Raw genomic sequence first — 19,577 nt, 5'->3', positions numbered from 1 at the left:
CTTTTTTTCGTCTGCTGTTTTTGTATCGTCTGTGCCGGCCCTTTCGCGGCGGTTCGGAACAGGTTTTAGCAATAAAGAAAGGGCGCCTAGGCGCCCTTGGTTGGTGCAACTGGGTTCAGAGGAACACGAACTTGGCAATGAAGATCGCGCACAGCACCCACAGGCTGGCGGAGATTTCCTTGTACTTGCCGGTACCCGCCTTCAGCGCTACATAGCTGATGAAGCCCAGGGCGATGCCATCGGCGACGGAGAAGGTCAGCGGCATCATGATCACCGTGACGATCGCCGGAATGCTGTCGGTGGCTTCGTCCCAATGAATGTGCGCCATGCTGCCCATCATCAGCATCGCCACATAAATCAGTGCGCCTGCAGTTGCGTAAGCCGGGATCATTCCAGCCAGCGGTGCGAAGAACATCGCCGCGACGAACAGAACGCCCACCACCACTGCAGTCAGGCCAGTCCGGCCGCCGGCAGCTACGCCGGCAGCACTTTCCACATAACTGGTTACCGGTGGTACACCGACCACGGCGCCGAACACGCTCGAAGCGCTGTCGGCCTTCAAGGCCCGGGACAGGTTTTCGATGCGGCCATCAGGCGCCACCAGGTTGGCCCGCTGGGCGACGCCCATCAGCGTGCCGGCGGTGTCGAACATGTGCACGAACAGGAACGCCAGCACCACACTGATCATGCTGACGTTGAACACGCCCGCCACGTCCATGGCCATCCAGGTCGGTGCAAGGCTCGGCGGCATCGACATCACCCCGGAGAACTTGACCAGGCCCAGACCCCAGCCGGCCAGGGTGACACCGATGATGCTGATCAGGATCGCACCAAACACGCGTTTGTAGCTGAGGATGGCGATCAGCAGAAAGCACAGCGCCGCCAGCAGTGGCCCCGGCTCATGCAGCGAACCCAGCTTGATCAGGGTGGCCGGGCTGTCGACGATGATGCCGGCGGTCTTCAGGCCGATCAGCCCGAGGAACAATCCGACGCCGGCCCCCATGGCATGGCGCAGGCTCACCGGGATGCTGTTGAGCAGCCACTCGCGCACTTTTGACAGGGTCAGGAACATGAACAGCACGCCGGAGACGAACACTGCTCCCAGTGCCGTTTCCCAGTTGTAGCCCATGGTGCCGACCACGGTGTAGGTAAAGAAGGCATTCAGCCCCATGCCCGGCGCCAGGCCCACCGGCCAGTTGGCGTACAGGCCCATCAACAGGCAGCCCAGCGCGGCGGCGATGCAGGTGGCGACGAAGGCGGCACCATGGTCGATGCCGGCGTCGGCCATGATGTTGGGGTTGACGAAGATGATGTAGGCCATGGTGATGAAGGTGGTCACCCCGGCGATCAGTTCGGTTCTGACAGTGCTGCCGTGTTGCTTGAGTTTGAAAATCCGTTCCAGCCAACTCGTTTCGAGCGGTGGCGCGAGATCCAGCGTAGGGGCTTCGGATTTGCGGCTTTCCACAGCGAGTACTCCTCAAGTCTTTCTTGTTGTTGTGGGAGCCAGGGTCCTGAGCAATGCACTTGGTGGCTCCGCGAGGGAAGGCAGACGTCTGACGCGTTTTGTTGACTCACGGGTCAAGATGTTGCTCGGTGGATTATGCTTTTGTGTACAAAGAATGCAAATAATGTTTTATCTTTTGTATGCCCAATGCGTCGTATAACGGCTATATAGGTAAAACGCCCCCTGCGGAATCGCCTCAGCCTGTGTACAATGGCGCCATACTTTCTCTTCGTGCCTCGAGAGCCCATGAACGAACAGCTGCAACCTCTGAAAAAACCTGCGCGCGTTGGCAAGGCCGGCCGCAGTGGTACCCAGGACGACATCGTCTACGCGCATATCTTCGAGGCGATTCTCGAGCAGCGATTGGCGCCGGGCACCAAGTTGAGCGAGGAAGCGCTGGGCGAGATCTTTGGCGTCAGCCGCACCATCATCCGCCGCGCCCTGTCGCGCCTGGCCCACGAAAGCGTGGTGCTGCTGCGGCCGAACCGCGGTGCCGTGGTGGCCAGCCCGACGGTGGAAGAGGCCCGTCAGGTGTTCTTCTCGCGGCGCATGGTCGAACGTGCCATTACCGAACTGGCCGTGCAGCATGCCACCCTGGAGCAGCTCAACGAGCTGCGCCAGATGGTGCGCGAGGAGCGCGACAGCTTCTCCCGTGGCGACCGTGGTGCCGGTATCCGCCTATCCGGCGAGTTTCACCTCAAGCTGGCCGAAGCGGCAGGCAACGCCCCGCTGGTCAGCTTCCAGCGCAGCCTGGTGTCGCAGACTTCGCTGATCATCGCCCAGTATGAGACCGGCACGCGCTCACACTGCTCATACGACGAGCACATGCAACTGATCGATGCCATCGAGGCGCGTGATGCCGAACAGGCGGTGAGCCTGATGATGCATCACATGGACCATATCGACAGCAAGCTGAACCTGGACGAGGAAAGCGCTTCGGACGATCTGCATGCGGTGTTCTCCCACTTGCTGAAAAAGCCCAAGGCGTCCGCCAAGGGTTGATCGTTTGCCTGCTTGATTTTGGGGCCGCGTCGCGAAAGGGGCGCGAAGCGGCCCCGGCCATTTCTGGCCATTAACCAAACGTCTGCTAAATTCTTGTGAGCAAACCTTCATCAAGCAGTTGGGCTTGCGCATCCATTGCGTTCCACTACTTGAGGAAAGGTCGATGACCATGTCTCTGGGTACACGGATGGGGGCCGAGCTGGTCGGCACCTTCTGGTTGGTTCTTGGTGGTTGTGGCAGTGCCGTACTCGCAGCCAGTTCTCCCGTCGGCATCGGTGTGCTCGGTGTCGCCTTCGCCTTCGGTCTTACCGTGCTGACCATGGCCTTCGCCATTGGTCATATCTCCGGTTGTCATCTCAACCCTGCCGTGTCGTTCGGGCTGGTGGTGGGTGGACGCTTCCCGGCCAAAGAGCTGTTGCCTTATGTGATCGCCCAGGTGATCGGCGCCATCCTGGCCGCTGGCGTGATCTATCTCATCGCCAGCGGCAAAGCCGGTTTCGAACTGTCTTCGGGCCTGGCATCCAACGGCTACGCCGACCACTCGCCCGGCGGCTACACGCTGGGCGCGGGCTTTGTCAGTGAAGTGGTGATGACCGCCATGTTCCTGGTGGTGATCATGGGTGCCACCGACGCCCGTGCCCCGGCAGGCTTCGCGCCGATTGCCATTGGTCTGGCCCTGACCCTGATCCACCTGATTTCGATCCCGGTGACCAATACCTCGGTCAACCCCGCGCGTAGCACGGGGCCAGCCTTGTTCGTCGGTGGCTGGGCCCTGCAGCAGCTATGGCTGTTCTGGGTGGCGCCGCTGATCGGGGCTGCGATCGGCGGCGCGCTGTACCGGGGCCTGGCGAAAGCGCCTTAGCGCTGGTGCACGCAACGCCCGGCGGCGTAGGTTTCACGCACGGTGCGGTCGTCACCCAGGGTGGTCAGCACGAACAGGGTTTCTTCGATGCTGCCGGACTGCTGAATGCGGTAGTCCAGCAGCGGCGTGGCCTTGTAGTCGAGCACCACGAAGTCGGCGTCGTTGCCCGGGCGCAGGCTGCCGATACGGTCGTCCAGGCGCAAGGCGCGAGCGCCGCCGAGGGTGGCCAGGTACAGCGACTTGTACGGGTGCAGGCGCGCGCCTTGCAGCTGCATCACCTTGTAGGCCTCGTTCAGGGTGTTGAGCAGCGAGAAGCTGGTGCCGGCGCCGACGTCGGTGCCCAGGCCCACGTTGACCTTGAAGCGCTCGGCCTGGGGCAGGTTGAACAGGCCGCTGCCGAGGAACAGGTTGGAGGTCGGGCAGAAGGCCACGGCCGAGCCGGTTTCCGCCAGGCGCTGGCATTCGCTGTCGCACAGGTGCACGCCGTGGGCGAACACCGAGCGCTCGCTGAGCAGCTCGAAGTGGTCGTAGACGTCCAGGTAGCCTTTCTGCTCGGGGAACAGCTCCTTCACCCAGTCGATTTCCTTGAGGTTCTCGGACAGGTGGGTGTGCATGTACAGGCCCGGGTATTCCTTCAGCAGCTGACCGGCCAGGGCCAGTTGTTCCGGCGTGCTGGTCGGGGCGAAGCGTGGGGTCACCGCGTAGTGCAGGCGGCCCTTGCCGTGCCAGCGCTCGATCAACTGCTTGCTCTCGGTGTAACCGGACTCGGCAGTGTCGGTCAGGTAGTCCGGGGCGTTGCGGTCCATCATCACCTTGCCGGCAATCATCCGCAGGTCCAGGCGCTCGGCTTCTTCGAACAGGGCGTTGACCGACTGCGGGTGCACGCTGCCGAACACCAGGGCGGTGGTGGTGCCGTTGCGCAGCAGTTCCTTGAGGAAGATCTTCGCTACCTTGTCGGCGTGACCCTTGTCGGCAAACTGCTTCTCGCAAGGGAAGGTGTAGGTATTGAGCCAGTCCAGCAGTTGTTCGCCGTAGGAACCGATCATGCCGGTCTGCGGGAAGTGGATATGGGTATCGATGAACCCCGGGGTGATCAGCGCGTCCTGGTAATGCACCACCTCGATGTCGGCCGCCAGGTTCGGCAGCAGCTCGCTGGCAGGGCCGACGGCGCTGATGCGGCCATCGTCGATCACCAGCAGGCCGTCCTCGAAGTACTCATGGGAAGCGTCCAGGCCTACCTCGGCCGGGTCGGCGATGCTATGCAGGATGGCGGCACGGTAGGCTTTGCGGGTAACGGTCATAACACACTCGTCAAATGGCTTGGCTGCGCCGGGAGGGCGGCAGCAACTGGGCAATGGGGCCGGCGTTGGCGGCAGCGTCGTGCTGGCCGAAGCAGGCGTTGTAGGTGGCAATGATTTCGCCGGCGATGGACACGGCAATCTCGATCGGCAGCTTGCCCTTGACCTCAGGCAGGCCCATCGGGCAGCGCATGCGCGCCAGCACGGCATCGTCGTAACCGCGCTCGCGCAGGCGGTGCTCGAACTTGACCCGCTTGGTCTTCGAGCCGATCAGGCCGAACCAGGTGAAATCGTTGCGCTTGAGAATGGCGGCGGTCAGTTCCAGGTCGAGCTGGTGATTGTGGGTCATGACGATGCAGTAGCTGCCTGGCGGCAGGTCCGCGACTTCGTCGACCGGTTCTTCACTGACGACCTTGCTCACCCCGTTGGGGATGAGTTCGGGGAATTCCTGTTCGCGCGAGTCGATCCAGCGCACCCGGCAGGGCAGCGCGGCGAGCAAGGGTACCAGAGCACGGCCGACATGGCCCGCGCCGAACACGGCGATCTGTGCCTGCACCGCGGCCATCGGCTCGAACAGCAGCACGGTGGCGCCGCCACAGCACTGGCCGAGGCTGGCGCCGAGGCTGAAGCGCTCCAGGTGCGGGGTGTTGCGGTGTTCCTCGAGCATCTGCCGAGCGATGTGCAGGGCCTTGTATTCCAGGTGGCCGCCGCCGATGGTGTCGAACAGGCCGGTGGCGCTGACGACCATCTTCGAGCCGGCATTGCGCGGGGTCGAGCCGCGTTCCTCGATGATGGTCACCAGCACGCAGGCTTCGCCGCGGGACTGGTGGTCGGCGAGGGCGTTGATCCATTGGTGCATGATGCAACCTCTCTCAAGAGCGGCACGGTCCCTGTAGGAGCGGCCTTGTGTCGCGAAAGGGCTGCGTAGCGGCCCCAGCAATCTTCTTTACTGCATAGATCCTGGGGCCGCTTCGCGACCCTTTCGCGACACAAGGCCGCTCCTGCAGGGCCTTGCATTGTCAGTGGGTGACGATTTCCAGTTCGGCTTCGGCAGGTTGTGCATCGGCCACCGCCTTGCGCATCTGCTCGCACCCCCACAACACCCGCTCCGGCGTCGCCGGCGCATCCACCTGTGGCTGCACGCGGTAGTCGGCGATGCTGGCCACGGCGTCCTTGAGCGCGCACCAGGCGGCGATGCCGAGCATGAACGGCGGCTCGCCCACGGCCTTGGAATGGAACACGGTGTCTTCCGGGTTCTTGCGGTTTTCCACCAGCTTCACCCGCAGGTCCAGCGGCATGTCGGCCACCGCCGGGATCTTGTAGCTGGCCGGGCCGTTGGTCATCAGCTTGCCCTTGGCGTTCCACACCAGCTCTTCGGTGGTCAGCCAGCCCATGCCCTGGATGAAGCCGCCTTCGACCTGGCCGATGTCGATGGCCGGGTTCAGCGAGTCGCCCACGTCATGCAGGATGTCGGCGCGCAGCATCTTGTACTCGCCGGTCAGGGTGTCGACGATCACTTCCACGCAGGCAGCACCGAAGGCGTAGTAATAGAACGGCCGGCCGCGCGCCTGGCTGCGGTCGTAGTAGATCTTCGGCGTGCGGTAGAAGCCGGTGGTCGACAGCGACACCTGGGCGAAGTAGGCCTGCTGCACCAGTTGCTCGAAGCTGACGATCTGGTCGCGCACGCGCACATGGCCGTTGCGGAACTCGACGTCTTCCTCGGTCACCTGGTAGTGCCGTGCGGCAAACTCGGTGAGGCGCTTCTTGAGGATCTCGGCGGCGTTCTGGGCGGCCTTGCCGTTCAGGTCGGCGCCACTCGAAGCCGCGGTCGGCGAGGTGTTGGGCACCTTGTCGGTATTGGTGGCAGTGATCTGGATGCGGCTGAAGTCGACCTGGAACACCTGCGCCACCACCTGTGCCACCTTGGTGTTCAGGCCCTGGCCCATCTCGGTGCCGCCATGGTTCAGGTGAATGCTGCCGTCGGTGTAGATGTGGATCAGCGCGCCGGCCTGATTGAGGAAGGTGGCGGTGAACGAGATGCCGAACTTGACCGGGGTCAGCGCCAGGCCCTTCTTCAGGACCGGGCTGTTGGCGTTGAAGCGGCGGATCGACTCGCGGCGCTCGGCGTAGTCGCTGCTGGCTTCCAGTTCGGCGGTCATCTCTTCGAGCATGTTGTGCTCGACGGTCTGGTAGTAGTGGGTGACGTTGCGCTCGGTCTTGCCGTAGTAGTTGGCCTTGCGCACGGCCAGCGGGTCGCGGCCCAGGTGGCGGGCGATGTGGTCCATCACCTGCTCGATGGCGACCATCCCCTGCGGGCCGCCGAAGCCGCGGTAGGCGGTGTTGGAGGCGGTGTTGGTCTTGCAGCGGTGGCCGTGCACGGTGGCATCGCCCAGGTAGTAGGCGTTGTCGGAGTGGAACATGGCGCGGTCGACGATCGAGCCGGACAGGTCGGGCGAGTAGCCGCAGTTGCCCGCCAGTTCAAGGTTGATGCCGTGCAGGCGGCCGTCGTCGTCGAAGCCGACGTCGTACTCCACATAGAACGGGTGGCGCTTGCCGGTCATGGTCATGTCTTCGACTCGCGGCAGGCGCATCTTGGTCGGCTGGCCGGTCAGGCGCGCGATCACCGCGCACAGGCAGGCAGGGCTTGCCGCCTGGGTTTCCTTGCCGCCGAAGCCGCCGCCCATGCGGCGCATGTCCAGCACCACCTTGTTCATCGGCACGTCGAGCACTTCGGCGACCAGCTTCTGCACTTCGGTGGGGTTCTGCGTGGAGCAGTAGACGATCATGCCGCCATCCTCGGTGGGCATCACCGAAGAGATCTGGGTTTCCAGGTAGAAGTGCTCCTGGCCGCCGATGTGCAGGGTGCCTTGAAGGCGGTGCGGGGCGCTGGCCAGGGCGGCGGCCGAATCGCCGCGCTGGTGGGTGTGGCTGTCGAGCACGAAGTGCTTCTTGCGCAGGGCATCGACCACGTCCAGCACCGGCTCCAGGTCTTCGTACTCGACGATGGCGGCCATGGCCGCACGGCGCGCGGTATCCAGGTCGCGGGCTGCCACGGCGAGCACCGGCTGGCCGAAGAACTCGACCTTGTCGATGGCCAGTAGCGGGTCGCCGGCGACCACCGGGCCGATGTCCTTCAGGCCCGGGATGTCTTCGTGGGTGATGGCGATGCGCACGCCTTCGAAGGCATAGCAGGGCGTGGTGTCGATGCGCAGGATGCGTGCATGGGCACGGTCTGCGGTGCGCGCATAGACATGCAGCTGGTTGGGGAATTCCAGGCGGTCGTCGATGTACAGCGCTTCGCCCGACACATGCTTGTCGGCGCTGTCGTGCTTGACGCTGCGGCCGACCCCGGTGGTCAGGTCCTGGCTGAACAGTTCGGCCATCTCGGCCTGGCTCTTGGCTACGTGATGGTTAGACATAGTCGGTCACCCGGGTCTCGATGTAGGGCGTTTGCTGTTCGATGAAGTACTTGCGCAGCAGGTTCTGCGCGGTCAGCAGGCGGTATTCCTTGCTGGCGCGGAAGTCGCTGAGCGGGGTGAAGTCTTCGGCCAGGGCCTGGCAGGCGCGTTCGACGCTGGCCTGGTTCCACGGTTTGCCGCGCAAGGCCGCTTCGCAGGCCCGGGCGCGCTTGGGAATGGCCGCCATGCCGCCGAAGGCGATGCGCACGCCGCTGACCACGCCATCTTCGATGCTCAGGTTGAAGGCACCGCACACGGCGGAGATATCGTCGTCCAGGCGTTTGGACACTTTATAGGCACGGAAGGCCCAGTCGTTGCTGGCGCGTGGCACGATGATCTTCTCGATGAACTCGCTGTCCTGGCGGGCCGTGATGCGGTAGTCGATGAAATAGTCTTCCAGCGGCATCACCCGCTGGCGCTCGCCTTGGCGCAGGACCACCTGCGCATCCAGGGCGATCAGCAGGGGCGGCGAGTCGCCGATCGGCGAGGCATTGCCGATGTTGCCGCCCAGGGTGCCCTGGTTGCGAATCTGCAGCGAGGCAAAACGGTGCAGCAGGTCGCCGAAGTCCGGGTATTCCTCGTTGAGTGCGCCGTAGCAGTCGGTGAGCGGGGTGGCGGCGCCGATTTCCAGGTGGCTGGCGGTCTTGTCGATGCGCTTGAGTTCGGCGACGTGACCGACGTAGATCATCACCGGCAGGGTCTTGTGGAACTGGGTGACCTCCAGCGCCAGGTCGGTACCGCCGGCCAGCAGGCGGGCTTCAGGGTGCGAGCTGTACAGGTCGGCCAGGTCGGCCACGGTCAGCGGCACCAGGCAGCGCTTGTCGCCGCTGTTGAGTTCACCGGTCTGGGTCGGGGCGATGGCCTTGAGGCGGGCGATGGTCTGCCCCTGCTGGGCGTCGAACTGGTCGCGGCAGGGCTGGCGGCAGCTTTGCTCGGCAGCGTCGAGGATCGGGCGGTAACCGGTGCAGCGGCACAGGTTGCCGGCCAGGGCTTCCTGGGCCTGATGCAGGTCGGCGCCCTGGCTGTTCTTCTGCAGGGCGAACAGCGACATGACGAAACCGGGGGTGCAGAAGCCGCATTGCGAGCCATGGCAATCGGCCATGGCCTGCTGCACGCTGTGCAGTTGGCCTTTGTGCTTGAGGCCTTCGACGCTGATCAGTTGCTTGCCGTGCAAGGAGGAAACGAAGGTCAGGCAAGAGTTCAGGCTGCGGTAGCGCAGGCTGTCCTCGCCCTGTTCATCCTGGACAAGCTCGCCGACCACCACGGTGCAGGCGCCGCAGTCGCCACTGGCGCAGCCTTCCTTGGTGCCGGGTTTGCCCAGGTGCTCACGCAGGTACTGCAGCACCGTCATGTTCGGGTCCAGGGCATGCTCACTACGCAGCTCCTGGTTGACGAGAAACTGGATCACGGGGATGGCCTCGCAATGGTTTTATTGTTGTTGGGCGGACAATAAGCAGACCTGTCGCAGTGGTCAATATTTTTCTGACTCAAAGGTCAGGAAAATGCGTATATCGACGCCCAGCCGAACGCAGTGCCCTATCACAAGCATAGATCGCGCCGTGTGGCTGGCTGCCTGGCAGGTCAAATAAAGCGCCGCGCCCCTCTGCGCGTGCGCTGGGCAAGTGCGCTACAATCGCTCCCTTGTGCCCAGTTCAATGATTTTGAAGGAAAACCATGACGTTCAAGGCGCCGGACAGCCTCTCCGAGCAGATTGCCGACTACCTGGCCGAACGCATCATTCGCGGCGAGCTTGCGCCCGGTGAGCGGATCCAGGAGCAGAAGGTCACCCAGGCCCTCAGCGTCAGCCGTGGCTCGGTGCGCGAAGCGTTGTTGATCCTCGAACGTCGCCATCTGATCGCGATCCTGCCGCGACGTGGCGCCCATGTCACCGAACTGGACGAGCGCAGCGTGCGCAGCCTGTGCACCCTGATGGGCGAGTTCTACATCCTGCTCGGTAACGCCGTTGCCCAGAAATGGCGCCTGGAAACCGACCTGCGCCCGTTCCTGGACATCCAGCAGCGCCTGCAGCAAGCGCGCGATCGCCAGGACATCAAGGTATTCGTCGCCGAGAGCTTCGCAGTGATGCGTGCTGCCTACCCCTTCGCCGACAACCCTTATCTGCAGGAAACCGTGGAAAACCTGCAGCCGGCCATGAGTCGCGCCTACTACCTGGCCCTGGACCAGCGCCAGGCCAACATGGACGACTACCTCGACCTGTTCGCCCGCCTGCTCGAAGCGGTAGTTGCCCGCGACCTGCCGCGCATTCGCGAGGTGCTCACCGCCTATGGCCAGCGCAGCTGCGAACTGGTGCTGGCGGCGCTGGCCCGGGGCTGACCGATGCGCCTGAAGTGCATTCGCCTGGCCGGGTTCAAGTCGTTCGTCGACCCGACCACGGTCAACTTCCCCAGCAACATGGCGGCCGTGGTCGGCCCCAACGGCTGCGGCAAGTCCAACATCATCGACGCGGTGCGCTGGGTGATGGGCGAGAGTTCGGCGAAGAACCTGCGCGGCGAGTCGATGACCGACGTCATCTTCAACGGCTCCACCAGCCGCAAGCCGGTGAGCCAGGCCAGCATCGAGCTGGTGTTCGACAACAGCGAAACCACCTTGCTGGGCGAATACGCCGCTTATGCCGAGATTTCCATCCGCCGCAAGGTCACCCGCGATGGGCAGAACAGCTACTACCTGAACGGCACCAAATGCCGCCGTCGGGACATCACCGACATCTTCCTCGGCACCGGCCTTGGCCCGCGCAGCTACTCGATCATCGAACAGGGCATGATCTCCAAGCTGATCGAGGCCAAGCCCGAAGAGTTGCGCAACTTCATCGAAGAGGCAGCCGGCATCTCCAAGTACAAGGAGCGCCGCCGCGAGACCGAAAGCCGCATCCGCCGTACCCAGGAGAACCTGGCGCGGCTGACCGACCTGCGCGAAGAGCTGGAGCGCCAGCTCGAACGCCTGCACCGCCAGGCCCAGGCCGCCGAGAAGTATCGCGAATACAAGGCCCAGGAGCGCCAGCTCAAGGCGCGCCTGTCGGCTTTGCGCTGGCGCGACCTGGACGAGCGCGTGCGCCAGCGCGAGACGGCGATCGGCGATCAGGACATCGCCCATGAGGCGCTGGTTGCCGAGCAGCGCAATGCCGATGCCAGCATCGAGCGCCTGCGTGACGGCCACCATGAATTGTCCGAGCGCTTCAACCAGGTGCAGGGGCGCTTCTATTCGGTGGCCGGTGATATCGCCCGGGTAGAGCAGAGCATTCAGCACGGCCAGCAGCGCCTGCGCCAGTTGCAGGACGACCTCAAGGAAGCCGAGCGCACCCGCCAGGAAACCGAATCGCACCTGGGCCATGATCGCACCCTGCTGGCCACCCTGGGTGAAGAGCTGGCCATGCTCGAGCCGGAGCAGGCGTTGACCCTGGCCGCCGCCGAAGAGGCTGCCGCCACCCTCGAAGAGGCCGAGCTGGGCATGCACGGCTGGCAGGAGCAATGGGACGCTTTCAATACCCGCTCTGCCGAGCCACGGCGCCAGGCCGAAGTGCAGCAAGCGCGCCTGCAGCAGCTGGAAGCCAGCCTGGAGCGCCTGGCTGAGCGACAGCGCAAGCTGGTCGAGGAAGGCGAGCAACTCGGTGTGGAGCCACAGGATGCCGCTCTGCTCGATCTCTCCGAGCAGCTGGCCAGCAGCGAGATGCTGCTCGAGGAGTTGCAGCTGTCGGAGGGGCAGGTGGTCGAGCGCCTGGAAAGCGTACGCGAGCAACTGCAGCAAGCTACCCAAGCCCAACAACAGCAGCAGGGTGACCTGCAGCGCCTCGGCGGCCGCCTGGCCTCGCTGGAGGCGCTGCAGCAGGCTGCGCTGGAGCCGGGCGTCGGTGCCGCCGACTGGTTGCGCGAGCAAGGCCTGGAGCAGCGCCCGCGTCTGGCTGAGGGGCTGCGCGTGGAGTCGGGTTGGGAGCTGGCGGTGGAAACCGTGCTTGGCGCCGATCTGCAGGCCGTGCTGCTCGACGATTTCGCCGGGCTGGATTTCAACGGCCTGGAGCAGGGCGAGTTGCGCCTGTTGTTGGCGACCGGAGGCGGCGAGCGTCAGCCCGGCAGCCTGCTCGACAAGGTCGAAGGACACATCGATCTGGCCCCGTGGCTGGGCCGAGTGCAGCCGGTCGAAGACCTTGCCGAGGCCCTGGCGCGGCGCGCAGCATTGGGTGAAGGTCAGAGCCTGGTCAGCCGAGATGGCTACTGGGTTGGCCGCCATTTCCTGCGCGTCAGCCGGGGTGGCGAGGCCCAGGGCGGCGTGCTGGCCCGTGGCCAGGAAATCGAACGCCTGGGCCAGGAACAGTTGGAGCTTGAAGCAGCGCTGGAACAGGTGGACCAGCAGCTTCAGGCAACCCGCGAGCAGCAGCTTGAGCTGGAGGAGCAGCGCGAGCAGCTGCGCCGCCGCACGCAGGATGAAAACCGCCAGCACGGTGAACTCAAGGCCAGCCTCTCCGCTGGCCGCGCCCGCGCCGAGCAGGTGGAGCTGCGTCGCCGTCGCTTGCAGGAAGAACTGACCGAGCTTCAGGAGCAGCGTGCCCTGGAGCAGGAACAGCTGGGTGAGGCGCGCCTGGTGCTGCAGGAGGCTCTGGACCTGATGGCCCAGGACACCGAGCAGCGCGAACAGCTGATGGCGCGCCGCGACACCCTGCGCGAAGGCCTTGATCGCATCCGTCAGGAAGCCCGCCAGCACAAGGACCACGCCCACCAGCTGGCCGTGCGCCTGGGTTCGCTGCGTGCGCAGCACGACTCCACCCGCCAGGCCCTGGAGCGCCTGGAGCAGCAGGCGGCACGCCTGAGCGAGCGCCAGGAGCAATTGAGCCTGAACCTCGAAGAAGGCGAGGCGCCGCTCGAAGAACTGCGCCTTAAGCTCGAAGAGCTGCTGGAGCGGCGCATGAGCGTCGATGAAGAAATGCGCCTGGCGCGCCTGCACATGGATGAGGCCGACCGCGCGCTGCGCGACGCCGAAAAGCGCCGCACCCAGGCCGAGCAGCAAGCCCAGTTGCTGCGCGGCCAGCTGGAGCAGATGCGCCTGGAAAACCAGGGCCTGGACATCCGCCGCAAGACCTTGCAGGAGCAATTGCTGGCCGACGGCTACGATTTGCAGGGCGTGCTCGCCACCGTCGAGGCCGATGCCAGCGAGCAGGGCACCGAGCAGGAACTGGAGCAGGTCGAAGGCCGCATCCAGCGCCTGGGTGCGATCAACCTGGCGGCCATCGAGGAGTACGAGCAGCAGTCCGAGCGCAAGCGTTACCTGGACGCCCAGGACGCCGACCTGGTCGAAGCCCTGGAGACCCTGGAAAACGTCATCCGCAAGATCGACAAGGAAACCCGCAACCGCTTCAAGGATACCTTTGATCAGATAAATGCCGGATTACAGGCACTTTTTCCAAAAGTTTTCGGTGGCGGCAGCGCTTACCTGGAACTGACGGGCGAAGATCTACTCGATACAGGGGTGACGATCATGGCGCGTCCGCCGGGCAAGAAGAACAGCACCATCCATCTGCTGTCCGGCGGCGAGAAGGCACTGACTGCATTGGCGCTGGTGTTTGCCATCTTCAAGTTGAACCCCGCACCGTTCTGCATGCTCGACGAGGTCGATGCGCCGCTGGACGATGCCAACGTCGGTCGGTATGCCCGGCTGGTCAAGGAAATGAGTGAAAGCGTGCAGTTCATCTACATCACCCATAACAAGATTGCCATGGAGATGGCGGATCAATTGATGGGGGTGACCATGCACGAGCCCGGTTGCTCACGTCTTGTTGCAGTTGATGTGGAGGAGGCCCTGGCAATGGTGGACGCCTGATGAGCGAAGATAGGGCGAAAACTGTAGGCAAATGCCCCCGTCATGTGCGACAGACGGTGTAAAGTTGTCTTTGGTCGTGCTAGCTTAATGTCACTCGTTTTTTGCGTGGGTAAAACGCCTGTCAGAACATAGAGTTGGCGCCACGTGTTAAAGGGCTTTGAACCCTTTGTTTTCAAGCATATTTTTATAGAGGCACGGGATTACATGGAAATCGGTCTGCGCGAGTGGCTGATCGTCATCGGCGTCATTGTCATCGCCGGTATTCTTTTCGACGGCTGGCGCCGCATGCGCGGCGGAAAAGGCAAGCTGAAATTCCGTCTGGATCGCAGTTATTCCAACCTGCCGGACGAGGAGGGCAGCGCTGAAGTGCTCGGCCCGTCGCGGGTGCTGGATACCCAGAAGGAGCCTGAACTGGACGAGGCCGACCTGCCGTCGCTCAGTGCACCGGCACGTGAGCGCGAACGTGAGCGCGAGCCGAAGCCGGCCAAGGCCGGCAAGCGCGGCAAGCGTGCAGCCGAAGCGCAGCCGCAGGGCGACCTGAACCTGGCCGCCGAACCGCGCGAGCCTGACCTGTTCGCCGACGCCGACGAAGATTTCTCCGCCGACAACACCCGCAACAGTGGCTTTGCTGCCACCGGCAACGCAGCCAAGGAGCTGCCACCGGTCGAGGAAGTGCTGGTGATCAGCGTGATTTCCCGCGACGAAGGCGGTTTCAAGGGCCCGGCGCTGCTGCAGAACATCCTCGAAAGCGGCCTGCGTTTCGGCGAGATGGACATCTTCCACCGCCACGAAAGCATGGCCGGTCACGGTGAAGTGCTGTTCTCCATGGCCAACGCGGTCAAGCCTGGCATCTTCGACCTGGACGACATCGACCACTTCAGCACCCGTGCCGTGAGCTTCTTCCTCGGCCTGCCGGGCCCGCGTCATCCGAAGCAAGCCTTCGACGTGATGGTGGCGGCAGCGCGCAAGCTGGCCCACGAGCTCAATGGCGAACTGAAGGACGACCAGCGCAGCGTGCTGACCGCCCAGACCATCGAGCACTACCGTCAGCGCATCGTCGAGTTCGAGCGCCGTGCGCTGACCCAGAAGCGCTGATGTGCCCAAGTGGGCGGACCTGGCCTCGGTCTTGCCCACCCTGTTTCAAGCGCAAGAGCAGCCCTGGGCTGCTCTTTTGCTTTGCAAGAGAACCTGAAAAATGACCGCCGAAACCCGAATCCACCAACTGCGCGCCGAACTCGACCAGCACAACTACCGCTACTACGTGCTCGACGAGCCGAGCGTGCCCGATGCCGAATACGATCGCCTGTTCAACGAACTCAAGGCGCTGGAAGCCGAGCACCCGCACCTGGTTACCCCCGACTCGCCCACCCAGCGTGTTGGCGGCGCTGCCCTGGCAGCCTTCAGTCAGGTACGTCATGAAGTGCCGATGCTCAGCCTGGGCAACGCCTTCGAGGAGGCTGACCTGCGCGAGTTCGGCCGCCGTGTGGTCGACGGGCTCGACCAGCCTGGCGCGGTGGATTTCAGTTGCGAGCCGAAGCTCGATGGCCTGGCGGTGAGCCTGCTCTACCGTGATGGCCTGTTGGTGCAGGGTGCTACCCGTGGTGACGGCACCACCGGCGAGGACATCAGCGCCAACGTGCGTACCGTGCGCAACATCCCGCTTAAGCTGCAGGGCGAAGGCTGGCCCGCCGTGCTCGAAGTGCGCGGCGAGGTGTACATGAGCAAGGCTGGCTTCGACCGCCTCAACGCCGCCCAGGCTGAAGCGGGCGGCAAGACCTTTGCCAACCCACGTAACGCCGCTGCCGGCAGCCTGCGTCAGCTGGATTCGAAGATCACCGCCAGCCGCCCGCTGGAATTCTGCTGCTACGGCGTCGGCCAGGTCTCCGAGAGCATCGGCGAAAGCCACATCGGCATTCTCGAGCAGCTCAAGCAGTGGGGGCTGCCGATCAGCCGCGAGCTCAGGCATGCGGCCGGTATCGAAGAGTGCCTGGCCTACTACCGCGACATCGGCGAGCGACGCAACAGCCTGCCGTATGAAATCGACGGCGTGGTATTCAAGGTCAACAGCCTGGCTGCCCAGCGCGAGCTGGGCTTCCGTGCGCGTGAGCCGCGCTGGGCCATCGCCCACAAGTTCCCGGCCATGGAAGAGCTCACCGAAGTGCTGGATGTGGAGTTCCAGGTCGGCCGTACCGGCGCGGTCACGCCCGTGGCGCGCCTGAAGCCGGTCAAGGTGGCCGGTGTGACGGTGTCCAACGCCACCCTGCACAACATGGACGAAATCGCCCGGCTGGGGCTGCGCATCGGTGATACGGTGATCATCCGCCGTGCCGGTGACGTGATCCCGCAGGTCATGCAGGTGGTGCTCGAGCGTCGTCCCGAAGATGCGCGCCCGGTACAGGTGCCGAGCGAATGCCCGGTCTGTGGCTCGCAGGTCGAGCGAACCCAGCTGGTCAAGCGCAGCAAGGGCAAGGAAACCACCAGTGAAGGTGCGGTGTACCGCTGCGTTGGCCGCCTGGCCTGCGCCGCCCAGCTCAAGCAGGCGATCATTCACTACGTATCGCGCCGCGCCATGGACATCGATGGCCTGGGTGAGAAAAGCGTCGAACAGCTGGTGGATGAAGGCCTGATCAGCTCGCCGGCGGACCTGTACACGCTGGAGTTCGATCAGATCGTCGGCCTGGAGGGCTTTGCCGAGGTCTCCAGCAAGAAGCTGCTGGACGCCATCGAAGCCAGCAAGCGCCCGAGCCTGGCGCGCTTCATCTATGCCTTGGGCATTCCGGATGTCGGCGAGGAGACCGCCAAGGTCCTGGCCCGCTCGCTGGGCAGCCTGGCTCGCGTGCAACAGGCGCTGCCACAGGTGCTGACCTACCTGCCGGACATCGGCCTGGAAGTCGCCTACGAGATCCACAACTTCTTCGAGGACGAGCACAACCGCAAGGTCATCGAGCAGTTGCTGGCCTGCGGCATGCAGCTGCAGGATGAAGGCGAGCTGGCCGCCGAATTCGCCGCCAGCACGACCCTTGCCGGCATGATCGCCAAGCTGGACATCGCCTCGGTTGGCCCGACGGGAGCCGAGAAGCTGGTAGCCAAGCTCGATAGCCTGGACAAGATCATCGCCGCTGACGGCATTGACCTGCGCCAGGCCTTGGCGGCGAAACAGGCCGAAGCGGTGCGCGAGTTCTTCAAGGATGAGGCCAACCAGAAGCTGGCCCGCGATATCGAGGCCCAGCTGTTGGCCTTTGGCATGCACTGGAGCAACGAGAAGAAGGTGGCCGAAGGCCTGCCGCTGGCCGGCCAGACGTGGGTGCTGACAGGCTCCCTGGAGCGCTTCAGTCGCGACATCGCCAAGGAGAAGCTGGAGGGTCTGGGTGCCAAGGTGGCTGGCTCGGTCTCTGGCAAGACCCACTGCGTGGTGGCTGGCCCTGGCGCCGGGTCCAAGCTGGCCAAGGCCAGTGAGCTGGGCGTGAAGGTGCTGGATGAGGAAGCCTTCGTTTCCTTCCTGGCGGAGCAGGGCATCACCGTCTGACGTTCTGTGGTCGCTGTAGGAGCGGCCTTGTGTCGCGAAAGGGCTGCACAGCAGCCCCAGCAATATCGAGTCATGGCACCAATAGGGGGCCGCTTCGCACCCCTTTCGCGACGCAAGGCCGCTCCTGCACGAGTCGTGTGTCAGCCCTGCGTCAACCTCAACCCAGTCAAGTCATTGAGAAATGATGACTTTTTCTCGCACAGAGGTTGTATCTTCGCCCCAGACCGGTACAATGGCGCGGCTCGCTGCTTGGCGAGCCGCGTAGTGGTGGCCCCATCGGTCCCCCCGCATTGATTACCCGTTAACCTGGTCAGGCCCGGAAGGGAGCAGCCATAGCGGGAACATCGAGTGCCGGGGTGTGGCTGGTGGGGCCGCCTCCATTACACAAGTCCTTGAATTCTCAAGGATTTCTTGCTCGAAAATCTCGAAGTGTGACAGCGTTTAGGTACACCTGAGTGGTGCACTGTGCTGAGTATCCTATCCGATTATCCCGCTTCTCCCAATCATTGTTCTGTCATCCCCTCAGGCATGTCGTGCAGCCCTGTGCATCAATGCTGGTTGTGGGGTGAGCGTGTGCATTGTTAAAAAATGCGGCGTTCAGCAATCGCAAGGATGATTTGACAGTCGTCAGAGGTAACCGTTTAGCTCTTCGGGCTAGCGGGCGGTGTCATGGGTGTGTAGCTCCTGATTGCCATGAAGGCTAATTGACACTATTTTGTACGGCCTATTGATGCCTCAAGGACGGCGCTGTGAAATCTAGAAACCTGTACACAATCCATGATGTGATCATCAGAAACTACACGGTCACGGCGCTACCGTCGGGTAAGTTTCTGCACCAGTTCAACCCCCTCACTACCGATACCCTGTACCAGTTCGAGACCAACAGCAGCAATGCGGAATTGGTGGATGGAGACCGCTACAACATCGGGTTCGTTACAGACAAGGCGGGGAGGAACATCATTGAGCCGTCTGCTCTAGGAAAGGCCGACACTGCTAACAAGCTGCTGAGCTACTCGGCTGCAAAACATTTCTCGATAGACAAGCTGGCTGAGAATAAGGGCAAGAATGACGCCCGTGTGAGGCACCGAGCGAAAGACGGTTATTACTGGGGTCGTAAGTATGCATGGCGCCGTTTCGGGTTGGTGATCGCGAAGAGTGCTTTCTACCAGTACCTTGAAGAGATTGCCCACCCTTTCGTTCCGTGCAAAACCATCAACGACGATGTAGGCATACACTCGAATGAAGAGTCGATTGCCTTTAAGGAAGAAGGGTTGGAGGAGGCTATGGATCGACTGATTGAAACCGCCGAGCGGGTTGGGCGGTACTTCAAATCACCGCTTTACAGCAAGAAGTTTCAGGTTCGTCCTGTCAACGCAATTTCTGACAAGAAGTAACTAGGGCAAAGCAAGGGCAATGACTCTACTTTTAGCGGTGTCTTGCCCTTTTTCCCTGCCGAAATCCCCCCCGCGAGGACCATGCACCTTAGCTTGGCCCAAGGTTTTGGCTCGGGATAATAATGGAAGGCAACCTTTGGTGGAGTGGATTCATGCTTATGTTGCACTGCTAATCCCCCACTTCCTAACTGACAAAGGGATGTCAGATGTCTACCATTTTCAATGAAATCATTCGCTATAAAGCACGAAAGCTGGCCAAGGCTCACATTAAGCGAGCCTTGGGGGATCTAGAGCATGGCGGACGCTTTGATTTTGAAGACTGCCAGCGAGACATACGTAACAGCTACTGGCAGAGGAAAAGTGTCAATTTTGTCTTTGACAGGGCTTATGACCGCCCGTGGTCTCTGCTGGGGAGTGAGGATGCCATCAGGGGTTGCAGGAGGTTTGACGTTCCGGCTTACCTGCAAGGCTGGCGAAGCCAGATTCTGTCGCTGGCGTACAATGGGTGGGTAAATCCGCGAGTGGTTCAGCAGTACGGTTGGATTGATGAAGTGGTAGGTCAGCAGTACATCAACACCAAGCATCAGCTTGATCAGTTGGATTGGGGCTCCGCTCCTTATGACAAGAAAAACCGGGTTGGGTAGCTGTTTCCAAACGGAACCTATGCCCCAGCCGTCAAAAACTCCTCTGGAATTCAGTACTGGTTG

At 62.9% G+C, this 19,577-nt stretch carries 13 protein-coding genes and 1 other RNA gene; 9 read left to right on the top strand and 5 right to left on the bottom strand.

Annotation, left to right across the window (positions count from 1 at the left end):
• Positions 1–115: 115 nt before the first annotated feature.
• Entirely contained in the window at positions 116–1,465 is a 1,350-nt protein-coding gene (locus ACIPZ8_RS11560; protein WP_400722852.1) for an NCS2 family permease, read from the bottom strand.
• A gap of 285 nt (positions 1,466–1,750) precedes the next feature.
• On the opposite strand from ACIPZ8_RS11560, the gene ACIPZ8_RS11555 reads away from it, so the two are divergent.
• Both ACIPZ8_RS11555 and aqpZ read left to right on the top strand, forming a co-directional pair.
• On the top strand, positions 1,751–2,506 hold the full coding sequence (locus ACIPZ8_RS11555; RefSeq protein ID WP_400722850.1) for a GntR family transcriptional regulator: 756 nt from the start codon (positions 1,751–1,753) through the stop codon (positions 2,504–2,506).
• Positions 2,507–2,669: 163 nt separating this feature from the next.
• Entirely contained in the window at positions 2,670–3,368 is a 699-nt protein-coding gene (gene aqpZ, locus ACIPZ8_RS11550) for an aquaporin Z (protein ID WP_400722847.1), read from the top strand.
• Here aqpZ and guaD read toward each other — a convergent pair.
• From guaD to xdhA, 4 genes are all read right to left on the bottom strand, one after another.
• The gene (gene guaD / locus ACIPZ8_RS11545; RefSeq protein ID WP_400722844.1) at positions 3,365–4,669 is read right to left on the bottom strand and encodes a guanine deaminase; all 1,305 of its coding nucleotides are present in this window, start codon (positions 4,667–4,669) and stop codon (positions 3,365–3,367) included. The two genes, aqpZ and guaD, sit on opposite strands and share 4 nt — an antisense overlap.
• Before the next feature lie 10 nt (positions 4,670–4,679).
• A complete protein-coding gene (gene xdhC / locus ACIPZ8_RS11540) occupies positions 4,680–5,525 on the bottom strand; it encodes a xanthine dehydrogenase accessory protein XdhC (protein WP_400722841.1) in 846 nt (281 codons plus the stop codon).
• Positions 5,526–5,685: 160 nt separating this feature from the next.
• On the bottom strand, positions 5,686–8,085 hold the full coding sequence (gene xdhB, locus ACIPZ8_RS11535; protein WP_400722838.1) for a xanthine dehydrogenase molybdopterin binding subunit: 2,400 nt from the start codon (positions 8,083–8,085) through the stop codon (positions 5,686–5,688).
• Complete coding sequence (xdhA, locus tag ACIPZ8_RS11530) at positions 8,078–9,532, bottom strand: xanthine dehydrogenase small subunit (protein WP_400722835.1); 1,455 nt, start codon at positions 9,530–9,532, stop codon at positions 8,078–8,080. The genes xdhB and xdhA overlap by 8 nt, the downstream gene beginning before the upstream one ends.
• Before the next feature lie 266 nt (positions 9,533–9,798).
• Here xdhA and ACIPZ8_RS11525 point away from each other — a divergent pair, with 266 nt between their 5' ends.
• From ACIPZ8_RS11525 to ACIPZ8_RS11495, 7 genes are all read left to right on the top strand, one after another.
• Positions 9,799–10,458 (top strand): GntR family transcriptional regulator, encoded by a 660-nt coding sequence (locus ACIPZ8_RS11525; RefSeq protein ID WP_400722832.1) that lies wholly within the window; start codon positions 9,799–9,801, stop codon positions 10,456–10,458.
• Between the two features lie 3 nt (positions 10,459–10,461).
• The gene (smc, locus tag ACIPZ8_RS11520; RefSeq protein WP_400722829.1) at positions 10,462–13,950 is read left to right on the top strand and encodes a chromosome segregation protein SMC; all 3,489 of its coding nucleotides are present in this window, start codon (positions 10,462–10,464) and stop codon (positions 13,948–13,950) included.
• Between the two features lie 204 nt (positions 13,951–14,154).
• Positions 14,155–15,045 carry a cell division protein ZipA gene (zipA, locus tag ACIPZ8_RS11515; protein ID WP_400722826.1) on the top strand — a complete coding sequence of 297 codons (891 nt, stop codon included), beginning with the start codon at positions 14,155–14,157 and terminating at the stop codon, positions 15,043–15,045.
• A 100-nt stretch (positions 15,046–15,145) separates the two neighbouring features.
• A complete protein-coding gene (ligA, locus tag ACIPZ8_RS11510) occupies positions 15,146–17,476 on the top strand; it encodes an NAD-dependent DNA ligase LigA (RefSeq protein ID WP_400722824.1) in 2,331 nt (776 codons plus the stop codon).
• Positions 17,477–17,750: 274 nt separating this feature from the next.
• An RNA gene (gene ffs / locus ACIPZ8_RS11505) (signal recognition particle sRNA small type) lies at positions 17,751–17,847 on the top strand.
• 378 nt (positions 17,848–18,225) lie between these two features.
• Positions 18,226–18,870 carry a hypothetical protein gene (locus ACIPZ8_RS11500; RefSeq protein WP_400722821.1) on the top strand — a complete coding sequence of 215 codons (645 nt, stop codon included), beginning with the start codon at positions 18,226–18,228 and terminating at the stop codon, positions 18,868–18,870.
• 206 nt (positions 18,871–19,076) lie between these two features.
• The gene (locus tag ACIPZ8_RS11495; RefSeq protein WP_400722818.1) at positions 19,077–19,514 is read left to right on the top strand and encodes a hypothetical protein; all 438 of its coding nucleotides are present in this window, start codon (positions 19,077–19,079) and stop codon (positions 19,512–19,514) included.
• Positions 19,515–19,577: the final 63 nt, after the last annotated feature.

This window comes from Pseudomonas sp. NPDC089422 (assembly GCF_044749405.1).
Classification (GTDB): domain Bacteria; phylum Pseudomonadota; class Gammaproteobacteria; order Pseudomonadales; family Pseudomonadaceae; genus Aquipseudomonas.
Note: the sequence above shows the minus strand (reverse complement) of the source record. Positions and strands in the feature narration are given on the sequence as shown.

Excerpts from the sequence above, each read along its gene's own strand:
- ACIPZ8_RS11555 (WP_400722850.1), top strand. The coding sequence starts at position 1,751 with ATGAACGAACAGCTGCAACCTCTGAAAAAACCTGCGCGCGTTGGCAAG.
- aqpZ (WP_400722847.1), top strand. The coding sequence starts at position 2,670 with ATGACCATGTCTCTGGGTACACGGATGGGGGCCGAGCTGGTCGGCACC.
- guaD (WP_400722844.1), bottom strand. The coding sequence starts at position 4,669 with ATGACCGTTACCCGCAAAGCCTACCGTGCCGCCATCCTGCATAGCATC.
- xdhC (WP_400722841.1), bottom strand. The coding sequence starts at position 5,525 with ATGCACCAATGGATCAACGCCCTCGCCGACCACCAGTCCCGCGGCGAA.
- xdhB (WP_400722838.1), bottom strand. The coding sequence starts at position 8,085 with ATGTCTAACCATCACGTAGCCAAGAGCCAGGCCGAGATGGCCGAACTG.
- ACIPZ8_RS11525 (WP_400722832.1), top strand. The coding sequence starts at position 9,799 with ATGACGTTCAAGGCGCCGGACAGCCTCTCCGAGCAGATTGCCGACTAC.
- smc (WP_400722829.1), top strand. The coding sequence starts at position 10,462 with ATGCGCCTGAAGTGCATTCGCCTGGCCGGGTTCAAGTCGTTCGTCGAC.
- zipA (WP_400722826.1), top strand. The coding sequence starts at position 14,155 with ATGGAAATCGGTCTGCGCGAGTGGCTGATCGTCATCGGCGTCATTGTC.
- ligA (WP_400722824.1), top strand. The coding sequence starts at position 15,146 with ATGACCGCCGAAACCCGAATCCACCAACTGCGCGCCGAACTCGACCAG.
- ACIPZ8_RS11495 (WP_400722818.1), top strand. The coding sequence starts at position 19,077 with ATGTCTACCATTTTCAATGAAATCATTCGCTATAAAGCACGAAAGCTG.